The 20,381-nt window shown below is 50.9% G+C and carries 28 protein-coding genes; 16 read left to right on the forward strand and 12 right to left on the reverse strand.

The window, feature by feature from the left end; all coding sequences use genetic code 11:
• Nucleotides 1–2 precede the first annotated feature (2 nt).
• From HV037_RS14510 to HV037_RS14525, 4 genes are all read right to left on the reverse strand, one after another.
• Nucleotides 3–752 carry an ATP-binding protein gene (locus HV037_RS14510; protein WP_049041809.1) on the reverse strand — a complete coding sequence of 250 codons (750 nt, stop codon included), beginning with the start codon at nt 750–752 and terminating at the stop codon, nt 3–5.
• 2 nt (nt 753–754) lie between these two features.
• Nucleotides 755–1,702, reverse strand: coding sequence for a DnaT-like ssDNA-binding domain-containing protein (locus HV037_RS14515; RefSeq protein ID WP_016156235.1), 948 nt, complete (start codon nt 1,700–1,702; stop codon nt 755–757).
• Nucleotides 1,703–1,869: 167 nt separating this feature from the next.
• Nucleotides 1,870–2,409, reverse strand: coding sequence for a toxin YdaT domain-containing protein (locus tag HV037_RS14520; protein WP_049041812.1), 540 nt, complete (start codon nt 2,407–2,409; stop codon nt 1,870–1,872).
• Nucleotides 2,410–2,439: 30 nt separating this feature from the next.
• Complete coding sequence (locus HV037_RS14525; RefSeq protein ID WP_016156713.1) at nt 2,440–2,667, reverse strand: hypothetical protein; 228 nt, start codon at nt 2,665–2,667, stop codon at nt 2,440–2,442.
• A gap of 35 nt (nt 2,668–2,702) precedes the next feature.
• Between HV037_RS14525 and HV037_RS14530 the strand changes: the two genes are divergently transcribed.
• Nucleotides 2,703–3,458, forward strand: coding sequence for an XRE family transcriptional regulator (locus HV037_RS14530; RefSeq protein ID WP_049259699.1), 756 nt, complete (start codon nt 2,703–2,705; stop codon nt 3,456–3,458).
• A 932-nt stretch (nt 3,459–4,390) separates the two neighbouring features.
• Here HV037_RS14530 and HV037_RS24810 read toward each other — a convergent pair.
• Together HV037_RS24810 and HV037_RS14540 are read right to left on the reverse strand one after the other, a co-directional pair.
• Nucleotides 4,391–4,582, reverse strand: a complete 192-nt coding sequence (locus HV037_RS24810; protein WP_326926155.1) for a hypothetical protein — start codon at nt 4,580–4,582, stop codon at nt 4,391–4,393.
• Nucleotides 4,564–5,544: an IS5-like element ISKpn26 family transposase gene (locus tag HV037_RS14540; RefSeq protein WP_000019445.1), complete on the reverse strand. Its 981-nt coding sequence runs from the start codon at nt 5,542–5,544 to the stop codon at nt 4,564–4,566. Before HV037_RS14540 ends, HV037_RS24810 begins: the two co-directional genes overlap by 19 nt.
• A gap of 25 nt (nt 5,545–5,569) precedes the next feature.
• Between HV037_RS14540 and HV037_RS14545 the strand changes: the two genes are divergently transcribed.
• Nucleotides 5,570–5,749, forward strand: coding sequence for a hypothetical protein (locus HV037_RS14545; RefSeq protein ID WP_181500364.1), 180 nt, complete (start codon nt 5,570–5,572; stop codon nt 5,747–5,749).
• Nucleotides 5,750–5,839: 90 nt separating this feature from the next.
• The gene (locus HV037_RS14550; protein WP_049041820.1) at nt 5,840–6,220 is read left to right on the forward strand and encodes a lipoprotein; all 381 of its coding nucleotides are present in this window, start codon (nt 5,840–5,842) and stop codon (nt 6,218–6,220) included.
• Between the two features lie 31 nt (nt 6,221–6,251).
• On the opposite strand, the gene HV037_RS14555 is transcribed toward HV037_RS14550, so the two are convergent.
• A complete protein-coding gene (locus HV037_RS14555; RefSeq protein WP_172625561.1) occupies nt 6,252–6,458 on the reverse strand; it encodes a hypothetical protein in 207 nt (68 codons plus the stop codon).
• Between the two features lie 247 nt (nt 6,459–6,705).
• On the opposite strand from HV037_RS14555, the gene HV037_RS14560 reads away from it, so the two are divergent.
• On the forward strand, nt 6,706–6,975 hold the full coding sequence (locus tag HV037_RS14560) for a hypothetical protein (protein WP_016247087.1): 270 nt from the start codon (nt 6,706–6,708) through the stop codon (nt 6,973–6,975).
• Here HV037_RS14560 and HV037_RS14565 read toward each other — a convergent pair.
• Complete coding sequence (locus HV037_RS14565; RefSeq protein ID WP_049041823.1) at nt 6,956–7,249, reverse strand: hypothetical protein; 294 nt, start codon at nt 7,247–7,249, stop codon at nt 6,956–6,958. The two genes, HV037_RS14560 and HV037_RS14565, sit on opposite strands and share 20 nt — an antisense overlap.
• Nucleotides 7,250–7,428: 179 nt before the next feature.
• Here HV037_RS14565 and HV037_RS14570 point away from each other — a divergent pair, with 179 nt between their 5' ends.
• From HV037_RS14570 to HV037_RS14610, 9 genes are all read left to right on the forward strand, one after another.
• Nucleotides 7,429–7,635, forward strand: coding sequence for a hypothetical protein (locus tag HV037_RS14570; RefSeq protein ID WP_001568763.1), 207 nt, complete (start codon nt 7,429–7,431; stop codon nt 7,633–7,635).
• A gap of 11 nt (nt 7,636–7,646) precedes the next feature.
• A complete protein-coding gene (locus HV037_RS14575; RefSeq protein ID WP_049259698.1) occupies nt 7,647–7,808 on the forward strand; it encodes a YdaE family protein in 162 nt (53 codons plus the stop codon).
• A gap of 139 nt (nt 7,809–7,947) precedes the next feature.
• Entirely contained in the window at nt 7,948–10,821 is a 2,874-nt protein-coding gene (locus HV037_RS14580; RefSeq protein WP_049040225.1) for a RecE family exodeoxyribonuclease, read from the forward strand.
• A gap of 14 nt (nt 10,822–10,835) precedes the next feature.
• Nucleotides 10,836–11,876, forward strand: coding sequence for a RecT family recombinase (locus HV037_RS14585; RefSeq protein ID WP_049040226.1), 1,041 nt, complete (start codon nt 10,836–10,838; stop codon nt 11,874–11,876).
• Between the two features lie 34 nt (nt 11,877–11,910).
• Nucleotides 11,911–12,255: a hypothetical protein gene (locus tag HV037_RS14590; protein ID WP_049040227.1), complete on the forward strand. Its 345-nt coding sequence runs from the start codon at nt 11,911–11,913 to the stop codon at nt 12,253–12,255.
• On the forward strand, nt 12,248–12,874 hold the full coding sequence (locus HV037_RS14595) for a morphogenetic protein (protein ID WP_049040228.1): 627 nt from the start codon (nt 12,248–12,250) through the stop codon (nt 12,872–12,874). Before HV037_RS14590 ends, HV037_RS14595 begins: the two co-directional genes overlap by 8 nt.
• Nucleotides 12,861–13,103 carry a DUF4060 family protein gene (locus HV037_RS14600; protein WP_005121071.1) on the forward strand — a complete coding sequence of 81 codons (243 nt, stop codon included), beginning with the start codon at nt 12,861–12,863 and terminating at the stop codon, nt 13,101–13,103. Before HV037_RS14595 ends, HV037_RS14600 begins: the two co-directional genes overlap by 14 nt.
• Nucleotides 13,104–13,167: 64 nt before the next feature.
• On the forward strand, nt 13,168–13,440 hold the full coding sequence (locus tag HV037_RS14605; protein ID WP_049040229.1) for an excisionase: 273 nt from the start codon (nt 13,168–13,170) through the stop codon (nt 13,438–13,440).
• Complete coding sequence (locus tag HV037_RS14610; RefSeq protein ID WP_049040230.1) at nt 13,409–14,494, forward strand: tyrosine-type recombinase/integrase; 1,086 nt, start codon at nt 13,409–13,411, stop codon at nt 14,492–14,494. The genes HV037_RS14605 and HV037_RS14610 overlap by 32 nt, the downstream gene beginning before the upstream one ends.
• A gap of 336 nt (nt 14,495–14,830) precedes the next feature.
• Here the strand turns inward: HV037_RS14610 and HV037_RS14615 are convergent, their stop codons facing one another.
• The 3 genes from HV037_RS14615 to yobA are packed head-to-tail and all read right to left on the reverse strand — an operon-like array spanning nt 14,831 to nt 16,440.
• A complete protein-coding gene (locus HV037_RS14615; RefSeq protein ID WP_003833793.1) occupies nt 14,831–15,169 on the reverse strand; it encodes a YebY family protein in 339 nt (112 codons plus the stop codon).
• A 20-nt stretch (nt 15,170–15,189) separates the two neighbouring features.
• On the reverse strand, nt 15,190–16,062 hold the full coding sequence (gene copD, locus HV037_RS14620) for a copper homeostasis membrane protein CopD (RefSeq protein ID WP_103283918.1): 873 nt from the start codon (nt 16,060–16,062) through the stop codon (nt 15,190–15,192).
• Between the two features lie 3 nt (nt 16,063–16,065).
• Nucleotides 16,066–16,440 (reverse strand): CopC domain-containing protein YobA, encoded by a 375-nt coding sequence (yobA, locus tag HV037_RS14625; RefSeq protein WP_103283919.1) that lies wholly within the window; start codon nt 16,438–16,440, stop codon nt 16,066–16,068.
• A gap of 143 nt (nt 16,441–16,583) precedes the next feature.
• Between yobA and HV037_RS14630 the strand changes: the two genes are divergently transcribed.
• The 3 genes from HV037_RS14630 to exoX all read left to right on the forward strand — a co-directional run bounded on the left by HV037_RS14630 (nt 16,584) and on the right by exoX (nt 18,263).
• A complete protein-coding gene (locus HV037_RS14630) occupies nt 16,584–16,814 on the forward strand; it encodes a DNA polymerase III subunit theta (protein WP_003034925.1) in 231 nt (76 codons plus the stop codon).
• A gap of 106 nt (nt 16,815–16,920) precedes the next feature.
• Nucleotides 16,921–17,577 (forward strand): carbon-nitrogen hydrolase family protein, encoded by a 657-nt coding sequence (locus HV037_RS14635; RefSeq protein ID WP_016156222.1) that lies wholly within the window; start codon nt 16,921–16,923, stop codon nt 17,575–17,577.
• A 23-nt stretch (nt 17,578–17,600) separates the two neighbouring features.
• Entirely contained in the window at nt 17,601–18,263 is a 663-nt protein-coding gene (gene exoX / locus HV037_RS14640; protein WP_016152773.1) for an exodeoxyribonuclease X, read from the forward strand.
• Here exoX and ptrB read toward each other — a convergent pair.
• On the reverse strand, nt 18,260–20,320 hold the full coding sequence (ptrB, locus tag HV037_RS14645; RefSeq protein WP_181022921.1) for an oligopeptidase B: 2,061 nt from the start codon (nt 20,318–20,320) through the stop codon (nt 18,260–18,262). The genes exoX and ptrB overlap by 4 nt on opposite strands.
• Nucleotides 20,321–20,381 lie beyond the last annotated feature (61 nt).

The raw sequence follows: 20,381 nt of genomic DNA on the forward strand, positions 1-20,381 counted from the left end.
GGTTATTTAACGATCCGGAGATGGCTAACGTTCTTGCGATAGCTGCCCCAGTCAAAGTTCACCCACATCCCGCCATCCATCTGGAGGCGATCGATAACCCGCGCACCCAATGCGCCGAGAAGTTCGTCATGGTTCAGATTCGTCAGAACGCCAACTGGACGCATCGACGACAGCCGACGGTCGATAACCTGATTCAGGATAACTTTCTCCCCGTTGCTACCGCGCTGAATACCGACTTCATCCAGCACCAGCAGATCGACTTTGCAGAGGTCATCCAGAAGTGAAGCCTCTGACTGGCCACCGTCGTAGCACTCGCGAACGCGCAGCATCAGGTCAGGGATTGTCACCACCAGCACTGATTGGCCACCGGACAGGAGATGATTTCCGATCGCTGCAGCGAGATGGTTTTTCCCGGTACCAGGGCCACCGCTAAACACGAAGCTCGCGAACCCAGCACCGAAATTCTGTGCGTAGCTCTTTGCCATCGTGAAGGCTTTGCGCTGCCCTTCCCCGGATACATGGTAATTCTCGAAAGTGCAGCTGCGGTGCAGGCTTTGAATTCCTGAGCGACCGAAAATTTTCTCTGTCCGGGCTTTCTGATTCAGCCTGTCCAGTTCTTCACACCGCTTCAGGCCTTCTTCCCTCTGCCATGCCAGCAGCTCTTCCGCGCTGGTGAACTTCGGCTGAACTCCTGGCGGAATGAGTTTCTTCAGGCGCTCAAGAGCGCTGCCAGAATTAACAATGTTTTTCACCGTTACCCCCTGAACCCGGTCGGGATGGTTTTATCTGGCTCAGAAATTCGGTTGGGATCTCGCTGTCCAACATGGACGGTCCTTTGGCCGTGACCACGCGATTGCAACAGACTGTTGGCAAAGGTCTGCTCCCAAGCCAACTGGTGTTTAACCTTGCCGTCAGGTATCCAGTAATCACGGAATTGCTGAAGTTCTTCAGCGGTGTAACCCGGCTCAGTGCCGACGTTCTTACCCCAGAGCGCAGCCTGACGCACGAAGTCTGGAGACGGGGTCCATGAGTCAGTGATCGGAAATTTACCCAATGGGCCAAAATCCAGACCGGGCCCAAAATCCTCGTTCTGAGGTTTGGGAGGGATAGCTGGCAGAGGTGGGTGATTTCCAGAAATATCATCCCCAGAATGACTTCCGCCCGCGCGTTCTCTCTCTGGGTTTAGATCTTCTCTTCTCTTCTCTTCTCTGTGGTTACGCGTTACGTTATTAGTAACGTTACTCGTTACGTTACTTTCCTGGAGTTTTTTCCGTTCACGAAACTCCTTCTGGCGCTGCGCATTTGTCTTGGCCGTAGCTGAGCGCATATCACCTGACGTATTGTATTCATTGAAGTTTGGAAGAATGACGCAGTTATTCTCCGCATCATAAATGGCCCAGCCTACGGTTGATAATGCAGCCCCAAAACCGGGTACTCCGACAATATCATCGATATCAGACAGGTCTGCATTTTCAAATACACCGTTACGCGAGTGTTCATTTGCCGCAGACCAAAACGTTACTAGTAACGACACCGTAACGTTACGGGTTACGTTACGCGTTACAACGTCTGATAACGTGGTGTTATGCGAAAGTGTGAACATTTTTCCCACCTCCGGTGAACGCTCCAGTATTCGCGCAATTCCGTTCACCTTCGGGCTGGTGACCAGTGATGTACGCATCTTTATCCAGTCCCCGGCCATTAAGTCCTCCTGAAGAATAATTAAGGGAAGATTTATCCAGTCGCGGTCCGACACGCTGGCAAAACAATTTGTGGTTAGGCATACTTACCCCGCAATGATTTCGCAATGAATTGCACCAGAAAGCCGTTGGTGTTCGCGCACCGCGGCTTTCGCCATTTTTGAACCCGTCATACAACCCCCAGCATCATTTGAACCATTTCCATCAGCGGACCGGTTAAGCCAGGGTCAACGCGGTACATCTCCACGATCCCCTCGCTCAGCTCTTTCAGCTTCTGATGACGCGGCGCATCCATTGCGACAGCTATCTTCGCTTCGCTGGTTTCCTTCTCCATACGTGCCAGGCGAGCCATGATGTTGTCTTCTGGCAGCAGGCGACTGCGGTACACAATCGGCAAGACAGCGAGGATTGCCGGAGTCAGCTGACGAACGTTCTCGCGGTACCGCTCGCTGTTGAAATGATTGTCCAGGAAGCGAAACAGCTTCTGGCGCTTTCGGCAGAGATCGCCAGGGAAAGTGATGTCGTCACCACCCTGTGCCTGGTACTCTTCGATGATCAGAGCCGTAACTACGTCCTGACCATCGGCACCAGCCCAGGAGCGGACCGCGTCACGAATGGCATCATGTTTATCGCCATGCTCTTGTTGAGTGCGATTTATCATCGCGGACGAATGGAATCCGGTATTTTGTTGGTACGTAAGTGATTGCATAGTGCTTTCCCTTTCGTGGTTAATTTGCTGTCAGGCTGCTTTTGGTTTGCTGATCTCAAGAATTTGGGTGGTGGTAAATCGCCCCTCTGAAGCTTCAGCAATCTTCGATGCATAATCCGTCTCACCGGTGTAATCAGTGCGTGGTAAACAGCCGCTATTGATCCATTTGTAAATTGCGCGCGGACTGCGCTCACAAGCTTTTGCTACTACAGGTACGCGAATCATTTTGATGATTTCGCCAAGACTAATAGGTTGCATTCTTTGACCCTCAAATTGAACTGTAAGTACATATTATGTTGGAACTGATAGTTCAAGCAAGTGATATTATGATTGAACCTATGGTTCAGGAAGAAAAAGCGCGAAAAGACTTTTCCCATAGGCTAGCGCTGGCCTGCGATAAAGCTGGTTTGCCGGTACATGGTCGTCAGGCTGAAATAGCCAAAAATATGAAGCTGACACCAAAAGCTGTAAGCAAATGGTTTAACGGGGAATCAATTCCAAGGCGTGGGAAGCTGCAAGAGCTTGCTGCGAGCATAGGTACAACTTCAGCTTACCTGCTAGGTGACAGCGTGGCTGATGGTATTGTGGAGGGGCACTTACAGAAATCGACCGAAACATTTCGTATAGACGTACTCGATGTAGCTGTTAGCGCTGGACCGGGCGTGATCAATAGTGAGTTCGTAGAGGTATTACGCTCCGTGGAGTACTCAGTAGAAGATGCGCGTCAGATGTTTAATGGTCGTAAACAGGAACAGATCCGCATCATCAACGTTCGCGGTGACAGCATGTCTGGAACGATTGAGCCTGGTGATTTGCTGTTTGTCGATATAAGCGTTCAACACTTTGATGGTGATGGAATTTACGCTTTCATTTATGACGACACATCCCATGTGAAGCGACTTCAGAAGATGAAAGATAAACTCTTGGTCATCTCAGACAACCAGACCTATCGACCGTGGGAGCCGATTGAGAAGGAAGAGATGAACAAAATATTCGTATTCGGAAAGGTGATCGGCAGCATGCCGCAGACCTACCGTAAGCATGGTTAGCAGATTAACAGTGGCCTGAAGAGACGTTTGGGTGATGAGAGAATATCTGATAGTAGGCGTGGTTACTTTGCTCTCGGTTGTTGCGATCGTGCTTATGGTGGCCTGAAGAGACGTTTGGGTGAGTGAAAAATAGTGTTTGCCCGCCACACTTTAACAAGGAAAATCAAATGGTTAATGAGATAAATCCAATATCACCCCGCCAAGGTAACCTCCAGTTATTTCCTGTAAAAGAAGTTGAGATTGAAGGTGTGGCAATGGGCGTCCTGAATGATGGGACACCGTATCTCACTGGTCGAGGACTGGCTGAAATGTGTGGTGTGCATCATAGCGTAATCCAGGATATTTCTTCTGATTGGGCTAGTGAGCGCCTTAAACCCCGTGGTAAAAAAATTGATACCGTCCTCCTCGATCAAGGTATAGACGTTGAGTCACTGTTCATTCCATCTTCAGAAACAAAGCGGGATCATTATCCGTACCCAGACTATGTCTGCATGGCAATTCTTGAGTATTATGCGTTTGATGCAAGCCAAGCAAACAATGCCACAGCCCTTAGGAATTATCGTCTTTTAGCAAGACAAACACTTCGCGAGTTTATATTTAGAAGTGTTGGAATCGATCCAAGAAACCCAGTTAGCGGCGCTTGGAAGTGCTTCCAAGAACGCATAATTCTTAATGATAAAATCCCTGCTGGATTTTTCAGTGTGTTTAGAGAGATGGTTGATATCACCGTTCCCTTGATTAATGCTGGATTTGAACTGGGGCCTAAAACTGTTCCAGATATAAGCGTTGGAACTAGATGGTCAAATCACTGGAAACGTAACAAGCTTAGCGAAAAGTATGGGGATGTGCAGAAACATCCTCACGTATATCCAGATTGGTTCCCGCAGAGCAAAGCCGGCAATCTCCCTGCCAACATTTACCCAGAAGAGGCACTAGGCGAATTTCGACGTTGGCTTAGGGAAGGTGCGAATAAGCAGGTCATTTCTTCCCAAGCTGACTCGCTGATTAAAATTTCGCGGATCTGGGCCGATTTTTTTCCCGCAAACACATCGAATCAGCCTATTTAGGCTATTTTTTCCACCATTTCTGGCGTTATTTCCGGTTTTTACTGAGATCTCTCCCACTGACGTATCATTTGGTCCACCCGAAACAGGTTGGCCAGGGTGAATAACATCGCCAGTTGGTTATCGTTTTTCAGCAGCCCCTTGTATCTGGCTTTCACGAAGCCGAACTGCCGCTTGATGATGCGAAACGGGTGCTCCACCCTGGCACGGATGCTGGCTTTCATGTATTCGATGTTGATGGCCGTTTTGTTCTTGCGCGGATGCTGCTTCAAGGTTTTTACCTTGCCGGGACGCTCGGCGATCAGCCAGTCCACATCCACCTCGGCCAGCTCCTCGCGCTGTGGCGCTCCTTGGTAGCCGGCATCGGCTGAGACAAATTGCTCCTCTCCATGAAGCAGATTACCCAGCTGATTGAGGTCATGCTCGTTGGCCGCGGTGGTGACCAGGCTGTGGGTCAGGCCACTCTTGGCATCGACACCAATGTGGGCCTTCATGCCAAAGTGCCACTGATTGCCTTTCTTGGTCTGATGCATCTCCGGATCGCGTTGCTGCTCTTTGTTCTTGGTAGAGCTGGGTGCCTCAATGATGGTGGCATCCACCAAAGTGCCTTGGGTCATCATGACGCCTGCTTCGGCCAGCCAGCGATTGATGGTCTTGAACAATTGACGGGCCAGTTGATGCTGCTCGAGCAGGTGGCGGAAATTCATGATGGTGGTGCGATCCGGCAGGGCGCTATCCAGGGATAATCGGGCAAACAGGCGCATGGAGGCGATTTCGTACAGGGCATCTTCCATGGCACCGTCGCTCAGGTTGTACCAATGCTGCATGCAGTGAATACGCAGCATGGTCTCCAGCGGATAGGGCCGTCGGCCATTGCCCGCCTTGGGATAAAACGGCTCGATGACAGCGGTCATATTCTGCCATGGCAGAATCTGCTCCATGCGGGAGAGGAAAATCTCTTTTCGGGTCTGACGGCGCTTAGTGCTGAATTCACTATCGGCGAAGGTGAGTTGATGGCTCATGATGTCCCTCTGGGATGCGCTCCGGATGAATATGATGATCTCATATCAGGAACTTGTTCGCACCTTCCTTAGGGAAGAGTATGTGCCAAAAGGATTTAAAGAGTATCTTGCCGATAAAGTTCAGCAAAAGGTTATAGAAAATACTAAAGCAATAGAGGTTTTAGAAAACCTACAACGACCTGAGCTTGAACATAAAAAACATTGATTATCCACCCGGCCACCGCGCCGGGTATTTATTTGACCAAGCCACTCATAATGTTAAGATGATTCCGATTGCAATCAATGGATATACATAATGAATAAAATAGCTCTGGCAGTGGCATTAGCTGTAACCCTAACGGGGTGCGCATCTTCTGGAAATCAGAAACTTAAAAGCGAAACTGAAACAAGTGTTCAGTCTAAAATTCAGGAAGGTAAAACCACCAAGGCTGAAGTGAAAACCTTGTTTGGTTCTCCTGATGCAGTCTCTTATACCGACGGTGGTAATGAGATCTGGAAGTACTCATTTGCCAAAGTTAAAGTGAATGGAACCTCATTCATTCCATTCTATGGCTTGTTCCATAACGGCACGAACGGCACTAAGAAAGAACTGACCATTCTATTTAAAGATAATACCGTACAAAAATACACAATGGCGGAATCGGCGATCAATACCAAATCCGGTTGGGCCGACTAGCACCATTTGCCCGGCAAAGAAAGTCGGGCCATTATTTCCCCTTCCTCACGAACTCCGCTGCATCCCGCAAAAATCCCTTGTGGATTACATTCCCTACAGCCTTACGCTTAGCTTCCAGCTGGTCGACAATAGCGTCACGGTCAATCACCACACCATCGATTATCAACTCAACAACCGCTCCGCCAATCTCGCCAGCAATGAACGCTGCGCGATCCTCCAGCAGTTCATCACGTGACATATCCATACCTAAGCCCATAGCAACAATCTCTCTGATGTTTTTTTGAGCATAACAGGAATCAAATAAAAAATAAATTACCTTAAAGTTCATAGAATTATGACCAACTGAACTAACTGATTTATTAAAATGTACTTTAGGTACTTTACTTCATTGAACTCATGGTACATTATCACCTCATCGCGAAACACTAAGCGCATAAGGTTCAAACGTTCCGCCAGCCTGGCGACAAGGGCAAAAGGGGATTGAGATGAAAGGTAATACGAAGAAAACAGGCATGATCGGCTTTGGAGCATGCTGGGCACGTAAATTCTATTCACGCCAAAAGCCAATGCAACTCCCAAGTTCTCGATCGAATGGCGGGAAAGGTTCAAACAGCCCTGAAGCAAAACACCATCGCCGCGCCCAGCAGAGATTCAACAAAACAGGCGGCATTCCTCGCGGCAAAGCCTACGTGAAAATGTACCGCCTGGGATATCGCAGCGAGAGCCGAAAAGACCTTATGCGAGCGACTCAATAGGTTTCAGGGCTAACGGCTGATCCTGTTCCGGCACATATCGCTCTTTGACAATAACAGCCAGTTTTTGCTTAGCCGCAGGGTCGTCATTAGATGTGACGAGTCTGTTTATCTGTTCTGAAAGTGAAAACCATCCGTGAGTATCGCAAACGTAAACCACTGATGGAACTTCACGAATAGTTGGTGGTTTTACTTTGATGTTAACCAACTGATTTGTCTGGTTAAAAGACAAAGCATCTTCACCACAAATAGGACATGGCTTAGTTACTGATTTCATAGTTATTCCTTGCTGGCTGTGTGAGAACTACCAGCATACCACCGAGCCTGAAGTGGATAAAAGACAGGCACATAAGAGTGGGTTTCGCGGTGGTGAACTGCAGAGTTAAAACGCTCAACTGTGAAGATCAGCACCACGGCACCACCAGCGAAGTTCACTCAGCAATAGTGGAGAACATCATGGTTCATCAGCACTACGGTACACAGACAGTAAACCGCGGCGCAGTTCAGCCGGGGATGCTCGTCAAACACAAAGACTCAACCTGGACGGCATCAGCTAACGCTCGCGGACGTTTGTATCTGCATCGCGGCGTGGAGATGACTTACACCAAGGATTTGCTGGTTGAAGTTTATCTGAACGGTCTGGGGCATGGACTCAGCCACTAGCGGAGGATGTCATGTTAGACAAGAAATGCGGATATTGCGGCAAGCCGGTTAAAACGGAGGAAGTAATCAAGAGCACCCTTCTCTATCGCAACGGCTCACAGCTGGCGCGCAAAGAAAAAGAGTATTGCTCCAGACGTTGCGCTTCGCACGACCAGATGGCTCACGAAGGCTAACGTACACCCCGCGCAAGGCGGGATCTACGTCCGGTGGCACCGACCAAAGTTACACCGGAAACAACATCAAAACCAAAGTTAACCCAATGGGCGCTATCAATGGCCCGGGGATTCTAACACCCAAAAATGAGGATCTCACATGGAATTCTTTTATGTGGTTAAAGCCACTCAGAAATCCGGAAAGCAAGATGCAGTGATTTGGTTCACTGCTAAAACCGAGGCTCGCGCCAACCTGCAGCTGGATGTTGCACTGGAAGATGCTGGCATCGAAACGGGTCGCGGTAAGGACTACGCCAAACCGATTCGCACTGATTTCCCGGTTGTTGATGACCTTCCGGAAGAAGGTGAAGTTGATTTCACTTGGTGTGATCGTTATGAACTGGCCGAAGACCAGCGCACCTGGAATGTTAAACAACAGGCTGAAGATGAGTCTGTCGACGACGCAGATATTGAAGACAGCACCGCAGAAGAATCTCAGCAGTCAGAGCAGCCGAACCTGATCGTCGTTGCCACCCTGCCATTCCGTCAGCGCGTACTGGCTCAGTTCATCGGTGATGGTGAATATCTCTATCACGTCGACGCTGGGCAGAAAAACGAGATTGTCCGCCTTGAGATGGACACGGATGACACGTACATCCAGAACCTGCTGCTAGCTGCTGAGAATGTGGAAGCATTCAAAAAAGCGATTGAACACGATATTCATAAAGTCGTGAATGCCGTTAAGAAAGTCTTCCCTGTCGATGGAAAAATCCCTGAACTCGCAACCTTAATCCAGTTTTTGAAATTGTGGTTCGCTACAGATCACATCGACCACGGTATCCTCGTTCGCGAATGGGCCGCCGGTAATCGCATCAGTAGTGTGCAGCGTACTGATTCCGGCACTAATGCCGACGGCGGTTACGTCACTGACCGTGGACCTGACGCACACCACACACTGGACACTCTCGATTTAGAGATTGCGTGTGCCCTTCTGCCTATGGACTTCAACCACTTCGAAATTCCGGGCAGCATTCTTCGTCGCGCTAAAGAAATCGTGACCAAAAAAGAAGAACCATGGAAATCATGGAGCAACATCCTGCGCAATCAGCCAGGCGTTCTAGGTGTTAACCGCACGGCTATTTTTAACCTGGTACGTATCGCACCGGAAAATATTCATTTAACTCCTGTCGCTCACCTGGAATTTGTTAACCAGACCATGACAGCCGCGTTCAATTCCGCGGTCGAGTTATTGCCGTTGCATGAGGCTGAACCCGCAGCACAGGAAATTTCCCAACCTGAAAGCAAGGTGTTTCCGCGTAAATCCTTCTGCACTCACGAAGAGAACCTGCAACGCGTGCGTGAAGAAGGAGCACGCCGCCGCGCAGAGGAAGCGGCGGCACAACCGCAGAAAGTCGAACAAGAACTGGTTAGAAATGTCGGTAACGGGATATTCGACGTTACAGCTTTGCTGCAGAACTCAGCAACTCATGGCACGAAAAAGGCTACGGAGACCACCAGCAATGTGCAGATGGAAGAAACTGTCAGTGATGAAGAACAGGCTGGTGATAAAGTGCAGTCAGGCGAAAGCAGTCTGGAAACTGGTGAAGAGTCACATACCGGCCAGCAAGCCGATGTGAAACAAAAACCGGAAAATGCGCATCAGAATGATGAATATGCGCATCAAAACACCCAAAAAGTGAATCAAACCGAGCCAGAAGCGCAATCTGACGAACCAGCTGTTGTGTATCCCGCCTACTTCGAGCCAGGCCGCTATGAAGGTCTGCCGAACGAGGTTTATCACGCTGCGAACGGGATCAGCAGCACACAGGTGAAAGATGCCCGCGTCAGCCTGATGTACTTTAATGCGCGCCACGTCGCCAAAACGATCACCAAAGAGCGTTCTCCGGTACTGGATATGGGTAACCTCGTGCACGGACTGGCGTTGCAGCCAGAGCAGCTTGATGAAGAGTTCAGCGTTGAACCGGTGATCCCGGAAGGCGCGTTCAGCACAACGGCAACAATCCGCGCGTTTATCGATGAGTACAACGCCAGCCTGCCAGCGCAATTGAGCACCGACGACATCAAAGCGTTGCTGGAAGAATACAACGCCACCCTGCCTGCTCAGGTGCCACTGGGTGGTTCAGTCGAGGAAACTGGCCAGAGCTACATGTCGCTGCCAGAAGAGTACCAACGGATCGAAGCGGACCAGAAGCAGACCGCAGCGGCGATGAAAGCCTGCATCAAGGAATACAACGCCACCCTGCCTGCTCAGGTGAAAACCAGCGGTGGTCGTGATGCGTTACTCGAGCAACTGGCAATCATCAATCCCGACCTGGTGGCGCAGGAAGCGCAGAAGCCGCAACCGCTGAAAGTGTCCGGTACCAAAGCGGATCTGATTCAGACCGTGAAGTCTGTTAACCCGGACGCCGTCTTTGCCGACGAACTGCTGGATGCGTGGCGCGAGAATCCGCAAGGGAAAGTACTGGTCACCCGTCAGCAACTGAGCACCGCGCTGGCTATTCAGTCGGCATTACTGGCACACCCAACCGCCGGGATGCTGCTTCAGCATCCGAGCCGCGCTGTTGAGGTGAGCTACTTTGGCTTTGATGACGAAACCGGTCTGGAAGTCCGCGTTCGTCCTGATCTGGAGATCGACCTGGACGGCGTTCGCATCGGTGCCGACCTGAAAACCATCAGCATGTGGAACATTAAACAGGAAGGTTTGCGCGCCAAACTGCACCGGGAAATCATCGACCGTGATTACCACCTGAGCGCCGCCATGTATTGCGAGACCGCGGCACTGGACCAGTTCTTCTGGATTTTCGTCAACAAAGACGAGAACTACCACTGGATTGCCATCATCGAGGCATCCGCCGAACTTCTGGAGCTGGGCATGCTCGAGTACCGCAAGGCGATGCGTGCTATCGCTACCGGCTTTGACACTGGCGAGTGGCCAGCGCCAATCACCGCTGATTACACCGACGAACTGAACGACTTCGACCTGCGCCGCCTTGAAGCGCTACGTCTGGCTTAATGGAGGATTTGACCATGCAAAATACCAACATCATTACGACCGAGCAGGCACCAAACACCATTTCCGCCAGCAACGCTGTGTTCAACGTGCAAGCACTCGGCCAGCTTACTTCGTTCGCTGAATTGATGGCTCAGTCTGCCGTCACCGTCCCCAAACACCTGGCGGGGAAACCCGCCGACTGTATGGCGATCGTCATGCAGGCTATGCAATGGGGAATGAACCCATATGCAGTTGCCCAGAAAACGCATCTGGTCAACGGCGTTCTGGGTTACGAAGCGCAACTGGTCAACGCAGTAATCTCCAGCTCCAGTGCCATCGTGGGTCGCTTCCATTACGAATACGGCGGTGACTGGGAGAAGATCGCCGGCAAAAAAGACGGCCGCGATGAATTAGGCCTGTTTATCCGGGTTGGCGCCGTACTTCGCGGAGAAGAAGAAATAACCTGGGGTGAACCAATCTACCTGGCAGATATCACCACACGTAACTCTCCATTGTGGAAAACAGCGCCGAAGCAGCAGATCGCTTATCTGGCAGTGAAGTACTGGGCGCGCTTGTACTGCCCAGAAGTCATCCTTGGCGTCTACAGCCCAGATGAAGTTGAACCGCGCACTGAGAAAGAGATTAACCCGGCACCGCAACGCGTTAGCCTGGCAGATATTTCAGGTGACACCGTCACAACCACGCAAAGCGCACACGAATCGTCGGTAAATATCGACGCTCTTGCCGATGATTTCCGCGAGCGCATCGAGGCAGCACAGGATGTTGATAGCGCCAAAGCACTGCGTGCTGATATCGAAAGCGCGAAGGCCACGCTCGGATCTGCCCTGTTCACTGAACTGAAAAATAAGGCAGTCAAACGTTATTACCTGGTTGATTCACGTAACAAGGTCGAAGCCGCGATCAACTCCCTGCCATCTCCGGACGAACCGGATGCAGCAGCGCGTTTCGGTGAAGTTGAGCGAGTTCTTGCGGCGGCCAAGCGTCACCTGGGCGACGAGCTGCACGACCAGTTCAGCATCACCCTGGCAGATATGAAACCGGAATACGTGGGCTAAGGGAGGCGGGAGGGTTCGCCCTCCTGGTAAAGAAATGAGTAAATCATTAAATGCACGTTGCATCCGTCGCTGGGAAGTCGAATTTAAACCGCTCTGCGATTCGAAATATAGCCAGTATTGGCGTAAGCGCGACCTGTGGGGTTACATCCGCAAGGCGGCACTGACCACCGCTGATTGCATGGTCGAGCGTATAGCTGAGGATAATGCGATGGTAGATTTTCAGGGGGCTAATCGAGGATGGTCGCCGGAGTTTTCTGCCTGGTATCACGAACGCCGCGAACAGTATCTCAAAGAGGCGCGTGACTATCTGAACGAAGACGCCACCAATGACGAGGTTGACGAGGAAATCCAGAACGAACTGGAGGCCTGGAATGACTGAGCGCGGAATGATTTTTAACAGTGAGATGGTTCGCGCCATTCTCGACGGTCGCAAAACGCAGACGCGGCGCCCGATTAAGTTCCCATTCAAAGATCGCAATCTTGGCTGTGAATTATCCGGCAACGAACTCGCTGGGGAGCTGTCTGCCAGAAACTATTTGAACAGTCCGTTTGGTAAGCCGGGTGATCGCATCTGGGTGCGCGAGACGTTTCAAGGGCCATTATTCGATTTCGATCAGATGGACGCCTATTGCAAAGACTCCACACCATTTGAGAAAGCTCAGTTCTGCGTTTACAAGGCCGATGGCAAGCCTGCACCAGAGTTTTTCGATGCCGACGATAATCTGCATTGCTGCTGGCGTCCATCCATTCACATGCCGCGCTGGGCCAGCCGTATCACGCTGGAGATTACCGACGTTCGCGTTGAGCGCTTGAACGCAATTACTGAATCCGACGCCGAAGCTGAGGGAATAACTTATACCGGGTTTGGTGATTTACTGGTCGATGGTTACCGCTATCTATGGAAGTCCATTTACGGCGATGACAGTTGGCAGGTTAACCCGTGGGTGTGGGTTATTGAGTTTAAGCGTATCGGAGGCGATGGGCATGCGACTGATTAACCGAGGGAATCAACAATCCCCGTTAGCGCGTCAGGCATGCGACATCGCACTAGCCACTCATCACGAACGCTACGGCGACTACGGGCGCAGCAAGATGAAAGAGACGTACACGGTGAGAGTTGAAGGTGTGAAGGTCTGGGTGGAGGTAGTGAACCGTAAGGCTAGCTACGTGGCCACGGCGATGACAGGTATGCGCCGGTTGCGCGCGTTGCCGGGTCAGGTGAGTTGATAACGATATTTCAATAACAGTTTTCCGGCAGCTCTATAATAAGTTGCCGGGAGCCGGAGGTAGTATGGCCAAGCTTCTTAATCTGCTGGAATGGGCGAATTCAACTTATTCAACCCCACCGTCTCTTTCAACACTTCGCCGCTGGGCGCGGGAGGGGCGTATTTACCCTGCTCCGGAACTTCACGGCAAAGAATATAAGGTTCAGCCTGATGCCATCTATGTGGATCCGAGCAAAAAGAACCTTCGTCCCAAAGCAAAACGCATACCGCTGCCAACTGGTGGCACTCTACTGGAGAGACTGACTCATGGCGAAAAGGCCAGTTCGTTACGACGCTAACCTGCCCCGTAACCTGACCTATCGTAAAAGAGACAGGCTTTATAGCTGGCGAAACCCGATTACCGGTCAAGAGTTATCTCTTGGCCGGATCGACAGAAAGGACGCCATTTCTCAGGCCATCGAAGCCAATAACTACATCGAACAGAATTACCTTCCGTCAGCGCTGCTGGACCGCATAAAGGAAACACCAACATTTACGGTGAAAACCTGGCTTGAGCGCTACGAAGTAATTCTTGAGCGAAGAGAATTGAAGCCCAACACGATGAAGGTCAGGCGCAACCAGATCGCCACTATCAGTGATGAATTCGGACGTATGCCGCTATCGGCGGTCAGCACTAAGGATATATCTACTTTCCTTGAGAGTTACATACTCTGCGACAAGAAGAGCATGGCTTCCGGACTACGTTCGGTGTTGTTGGATATTTTCAGGGAAGCAATTGTCGAGGGGCATATTGAAAGGAATCCGGCTGAGCCGACAAGAACACCAACACCAAAAGTTAAGCGCGAGCGTCTTCTACTTGAACAGTTCGAGATAATCAGGGAAGCCGCTACCGCTCATTCTGGATGGGCTGCAAATGCATGTGACCTGGCGCTGGTCACCGGGCAGAGAAGAGAGGACGTATCACTGTTCAGATTCAGCGATATCAGGGATGGAAGATTGTTTGTCACGCAGGAAAAGACAGGTCACAAATTGGCGTTGCCACTTGATTTGCGACTGGACTCTGCTGATTTGGTATTGCAGGATGTTATCGACCGTTGTCGTAAAAACAACCCGTCAGACTTCATGCTTTATTCTGCGGTAAGGCGTGGTGGCCGGAAGCCAGGTCCGTTAACTCCGGACGGAATCACCCAAGCATTTTCTGATATCAGGGATTCTACAGAGTTAAAGTTTGGCCCCAACCCTCCCCCGTTCCATGAGATCAGGAGCTTGGCGAGCAGGCTCTATGAAAGGGAGCGCGGAGAGGATTTCGCACAGAGACTGCTGGGGCATAAAAATTTAACAATGACCAAAAAATACCTGGACGCACGCGGTGCAGAATATGTTATGGTTTAGACAGGATATGGAAATTTCGAGTAATTTTCGTGGGATTTCGTGAAAGCACCGAAAAAACCCAATGAAAACAGATAGATAAAAAGAGACCGAATACAATTCCTGTATTCGGTCCAGGGAAATGGCTCTTGGGAGAGAGCCGTGCGCTAAAAGTTGGCATTAATGCAGGCTAAGTTACCCTGCCATTTAAGAATAGATGACAGCGCCAGGTTTTCCAGTCCGCGACTAAAGTGGCCTGTAAAAAAGGACGATTGTCACACATCCAAACGTAAAAACCGCAAGTTCTCCTGAGCGAGCCTTGCGGTTTTTTATTGGAAATCAGAACGCTGCATCTGACAATTAGCAGAGCTTTTCTGCACGCTCCACAAACGGTGCGAGGCTCATTTTTTCGCCCGGTTTCGCCGGGTCGTCAATCTGGATAATCTCGATTGGCTTCGCCGTAGTTTTCCCACTCTCTACCTGCTGTCTGGCAACATCATTCAATGGGTATTGCACCAGCGTACTGGGATTGATGACATACAGCGCGTTACCTGGACGGCAGGTCAGCATCACCTCTTCCCGATTAAACGCCCACTTATCTTTGCCAACCTCAAAACGGCTGACGGTGATGACCTGTGGCGCAGCCAGCGCGGCCCCTGAACTTGCCAGTAGTAATAACGAGATAATGATTTTTTTCATGCGTTTTGCCAATCCATCAATCAGAAAGGTTCGAGGGTTGCAAACAGGCTGACAATCGCCAGCACAACGGCCCCAATTCCCCATTCCAGCTTAGTCATCCAAACAAAATAGAGTGCCATACTGCGGTTATCCTGCCGCATGCGTGGTACCAGAACATACCGATTCACCAGCGCAATCGCTACCATTAGCATCACCAGAGCACCTTTTAACAAAAGCAGTTGCCCGTAAGCCATGTGCCAGGGAACAGAAAAACCAACAATAAACAGCGCATTCATGATACCGGTAAGTAAAACTCCGATAACGAAAAGATGCCCGTAGCGGGAGAAACGCATCATAGTATTGATGGCCTGTTCCCGCCAGCGGCCTTGCGCCATTTGCATACAGTAAAGTACGGGCAGCAAACCGCCGAACCAGGCGGCAGCGCATACCAAATGCAAGGCGTGGTTAACCTGCTGGATTGCACCAGCGATACCGCTATGCAGCGTCGCGTGTCCGACGCCAGCCAGCAAAATAAACTGCGCAATCGTCAGCATTAACAGCAGTCGCGGCATGCTGCGCGGTACTATAATTACCACCACCAGCGTGACCAGTGCGAGGATAATCTGCCATAACCACACGCCGCCAAACTGCGTTTGCAACACGGCGCCCCATATGTCACTAGAAATAACATCCCGCCAGCCTGAGCCCATTAAACCACCCTGGATCGCCAGCATCAGCGTCGCGCTAATAAAGCTCCACGCTGCGGCATGTCGTTGCAGACGCAAAAAACGACGCATCATTAAACGACGAACCGAAACGGGAGCCAGCCATGCGCCGTAGAGCGCACAGCCAAACACCAGCATCAACGTGGTAAAATGGATAAACCGTAGTGCAACCCAGGTAAATTCCAGCATCGGTTATTTCACGCTAAAGGTATATTGCCCCTTTGTCTTATGACCATCCACGGAGACGACGTGCCAGTCGACAGTATATTTTCCGGCGTCAAGCGTTTGAGCAAGCGGAATAATCAGTTGTGTTTTGTCCTGTTCACTGCGTGATGCCTTGCCCGTTTTGATCTGTTCTTTGTTTGGGCCTGTCAGCGTTGCGCCGCTGAATCCCGGCTCGACACCTTCTGAGAAATTCAGCGTCAACGCCTGAGGAGATACCGCAACATCGGCATTAGCCGCCGGGCTTTGTTTTGTCAGGTGAGCATGAGCCAGGGCGGCGGGAGTTGCCAGAACGCTGGCGAGTACGATGAGAGCGTTGCGAAGCTTAGATGCAGATGAAGCCATTTCAACTATTCCTTTTTGTTATGTCTAATCTATAGAGAATAACCTTCTACAATGATCGAGTCGAGAATCATCATTTCGGTCTTGCCATTAATGCACACTCTTAGTAACTTTGCGCGCCGAAAGACAGAGAAAAGGAGAAGCCCATGAACATCAATCTGGCCAAACTTGAGCAAGCTGAAATGGATAAGGTCAATGTTGACCTGGCCGCGGCGGGTGTCGCATTTAAGGAGCGATACAACATGCCGGTTGTTGCCGAAGTCGTTGAGCGTGAACAGCCCGAACATTTACGCGACTGGTTTCGGGAAAGACTGATCGCACATCGTCTGGCATCCGTTTCCCTTTCACGTTTACCCTACGAGCCTAAAGTTAAATAAAACTTATATTACGTTACGATTCCTTACATGATGCCTGCTACAGTATAAGTATATTCTTAATCTATACTTTAAAGATGGTTGTAGACACTATGAAAAGGAAATCATTATGTCACACTGGAAAATCGCAGCAGCACAGTACGAACCTCTTCAGACCTCAGTTACCGAACATGTCGCGCATCACCTGCAATTCATTCAGGCAGCCGCTCAATGCCAATGTGAATTGCTGGTTTTCCCCTCCCTTTCCCTGTTGGGTTGTGTTGATGAGAATGACGCGCTCCCTGCCCCACCCGATGAAGCGTTGTTAGAACCTCTCGCTCATGCAGCCGTGACTTATCGCATGACGATTATTGCGGGGCTATCGGTAGAACATAACAATCGGTTCGTAAAAGGTATCGCGCTTTTCTCTCCCTGGATGACCTCCCCCTTAACGTTTCACCAGAGCCACGGGGCCTGTATCGCCAGACAGCAAAATGCCATCAGCGTTGTGGATAGCCAGCCGGAAGGTATCGATATCGACCCGGCGTACTCGCTATTCACCAGCAGTCAGTCTGTCAGTGAGCCCGAATTGCTCTCCTCCACATCTCGTCTACAGAGTTTCTCGCATAAATTTGCCATCGCGGTATTAATGGCCAATGCGCGTGGCAGCAGCGCGTTATGGGATGAACAAGGTCGATTGATTGTTCGCGCAGACAGCGGTTCCTTACTCTTAACCGGTCAACGCACGCCACGGGGTTGGCAAGGTGATATCATTCCTTTACGCTAATCGTTTTGGGTCAGGAGCATGGCATGTTGCGCATAATAGATACAGAAACCTGTGGTCTGCAGGGAGGCATTGTTGAGATTGCTTCTGTCGATGTGGTTGACGGAAAAATAGTCAATCCCATGAGCCACCTGGTGCGTCCTGACCGCCCCATCAGCCCTCAGGCGATGGCAATTCATCGCATTACGGAAGCGATGGTGGCCGATAAGCCGTGGATTGAAGATGTCATCCCACAATATTACGGCAGCGAATGGTACGTGGCGCACAATGCAAGTTTTGATCGCCGCGTATTACCCGACATGCCCGGGGAGTGGATTTGCACCATGAAACTCTCCCGTCGTTTGTGGCCAGGAATCAAATACAGCAACATGGCGCTGTATAAATCGCGCAAGCTGAGCGTGCAGACGCCAGCTGGCCTGCATCATCACCGTGCCCTGTACGACTGCTACATCACCGCGGCACTGCTGATCGACATCATACAGACGTCTGGCTGGTCAGCAGAACAGATGGTCGATATTACCGGCCGTCCTGCGTTACTCACTACTTTCACTTTTGGTAAGTATCGCGGAAAACCTGTATCAGAAGTGGCTGAACGCGATCCGGGCTATCTGCGCTGGTTATTTAATAACCTCGACAGTATGAGCCCGGAGCTGCGCTTAACGCTGAAACACTATCTGGATAACGCCTAAGCAGATGCCTGTCCAGGCAGTGTCCCCTGCGCCAGTCCGATCAAAAACGCGTATTCCAGGGCCACGCCTTCGTATGATTTAAAACGCCCTGATTTTCCGCCATGCCCGGAATCCATATCCGTGCAGAGTAACAGCAGACGATCGTCCGTTTTCAGCTCGCGCAGTTTTGCCACCCATTTTGCCGGTTCCCAGTATTGCACCTGGGAGTCGTGTAATCCCGTCGTAACCAGCAGATGAGGATAATCCTGCGCTGTAACATTGTCATACGGGCTGTAGCTTTTCATGTAGGTGTAATACTCTTCGTCCTGCGGATTCCCCCACTCTTCAAACTCACCGGTCGTCAGGGGAATGGACTCATCCAGCATCGTGGTCACCACATCGACAAAAGGCACCTGCGCAATGACGCCATGGAAGAGTTCCGGGCGCTCATTAATGGCAACGCCCATTAACATTCCTCCGGCGCTTCCCCCCATGCCATAACACAGCGAAGGCGCACCATAACCCATTTTTAGCAATGCGTCGCAGACGTCGAGGTAGTCATTGAAGGTATTTTTCTTGAGCAGAAACTTACCGTCTTCGTACCACTGTTGTCCTAACTCGCCGCCGCCACGCACATGAGCAATGGCATAAACAAAGCCGCGATCCAATAAGCTCAAGCGGCTGCTGCTGAAATCGGCGTCCATGCTGGCGCCATACGAGCCATAGCCGTAGACCAGTAACGGGTTTTTCCCTTTCAGGAAATACTTTTGATGGTAAACCAGCGAAACCGGAACCTCGGTGCCATCACGCGCGGTGATCCAGACGTGTTCGCTACGGTAGTTCGCCGCATCAAACCCTGGGACCTCCGTCTGTTTGAGTACGCGACGCTCTCCGGTGTCCATATCCAGTTCAAACAGCGTGTCCGGTGTGGTCATGGAGGAATAGCCATAACGCAGACGCGATGTCTCCGGCTCTGGATTATAGGCAAGCCATGTCACATACGCCGGATCATCAAAAGCGATGCCGACCACTTCGCGCGTTTTACGATTAATCTGTCGCAGGCTGGTTAAGCCCCGCTGACGCTCTTCCACCACCAGCCAGTCTGTGAACAGCGTAAAGCCCTCCAACATGACGCTGTCGCGCGGCGGGATCAGCGTCTCCCAGGCTTGTTCATCACGCACACGGGTACGGTACAGGCCGAAATTTTTACCCTGACGGTTGGAACGCAGATAAAACGTATGCTGATAGTGATCGAGGCTGTACTCGTGATCTTTGCGTCGCGCTAAAAAGACTAACGGCTCGGCATCCGCCAGTTCTGCGTCAAGCAGCAAAACCTCACTGGTGGTCGCGCTGGCGATATGAATAACCACATAATGTAACGAGGTCGTTTTATGCAGACTGACATAAAACATGTCATCGGCTTCTTCATACACCAGCTCATCCAGTGATGACGGCGAGCCGACGGTATGCCGCCACACTTGATACGGGAGCAGCGTCGTTGCGTGTTTGCGCACGTAATAGAAGGTTTGCGAGTCATTCGCCCAGACCAGATCCGCTTCAACGTTTTCCAGCACTTCCGGATACCAGTTACCGCTTTGCAGATTGCGAAAACGCACGCCATATTGCCGACGAGAGAGATAATCTTCGGCCAACGCCATGATGGTGTTATCCGGAGATATCGCCAGTCCCCCCAGCGTATAAAACTCACTGTGGGCCGCGCGCTGGTTACCATCCAGCAAGGTGTCCCATTCATCCCACTCTTCACTGAAGGCAGACTGACGCTGATAAATGGCATATTCGCACCCCGGTTCATAAATATGCCGGTAGCGATAACCATTCTTCACATAGGGGGCGGAAGCATCCTGAGGCGGGATACGGTCGATAATCTCTTTCAGGACGCGATCCTGCAATGCCTGCTGCGAGGCCATAATCTGGCGGCCATACGCATTTTCTTGTTGCAGATAATCCAGCACTTCTGGCTGCGAGCGGGTGTCATCTCGCAGCCAGTAAAAATTATCAACGCGGGTATCGCCATGATTCGTCATGGCGTGGGGGATACGAGAAGCTTTTGGTAGCATGTCATTGTTCTTTTGCTTAAACATCCTATAAGGGTGGCAAAAGACAGCAATGATGCAAGCG

Origin of the sequence: Citrobacter sp. RHBSTW-00017, from assembly GCF_013797615.1 — a bacterium.
Lineage (GTDB): Bacteria > Pseudomonadota > Gammaproteobacteria > Enterobacterales > Enterobacteriaceae > Citrobacter > Citrobacter braakii.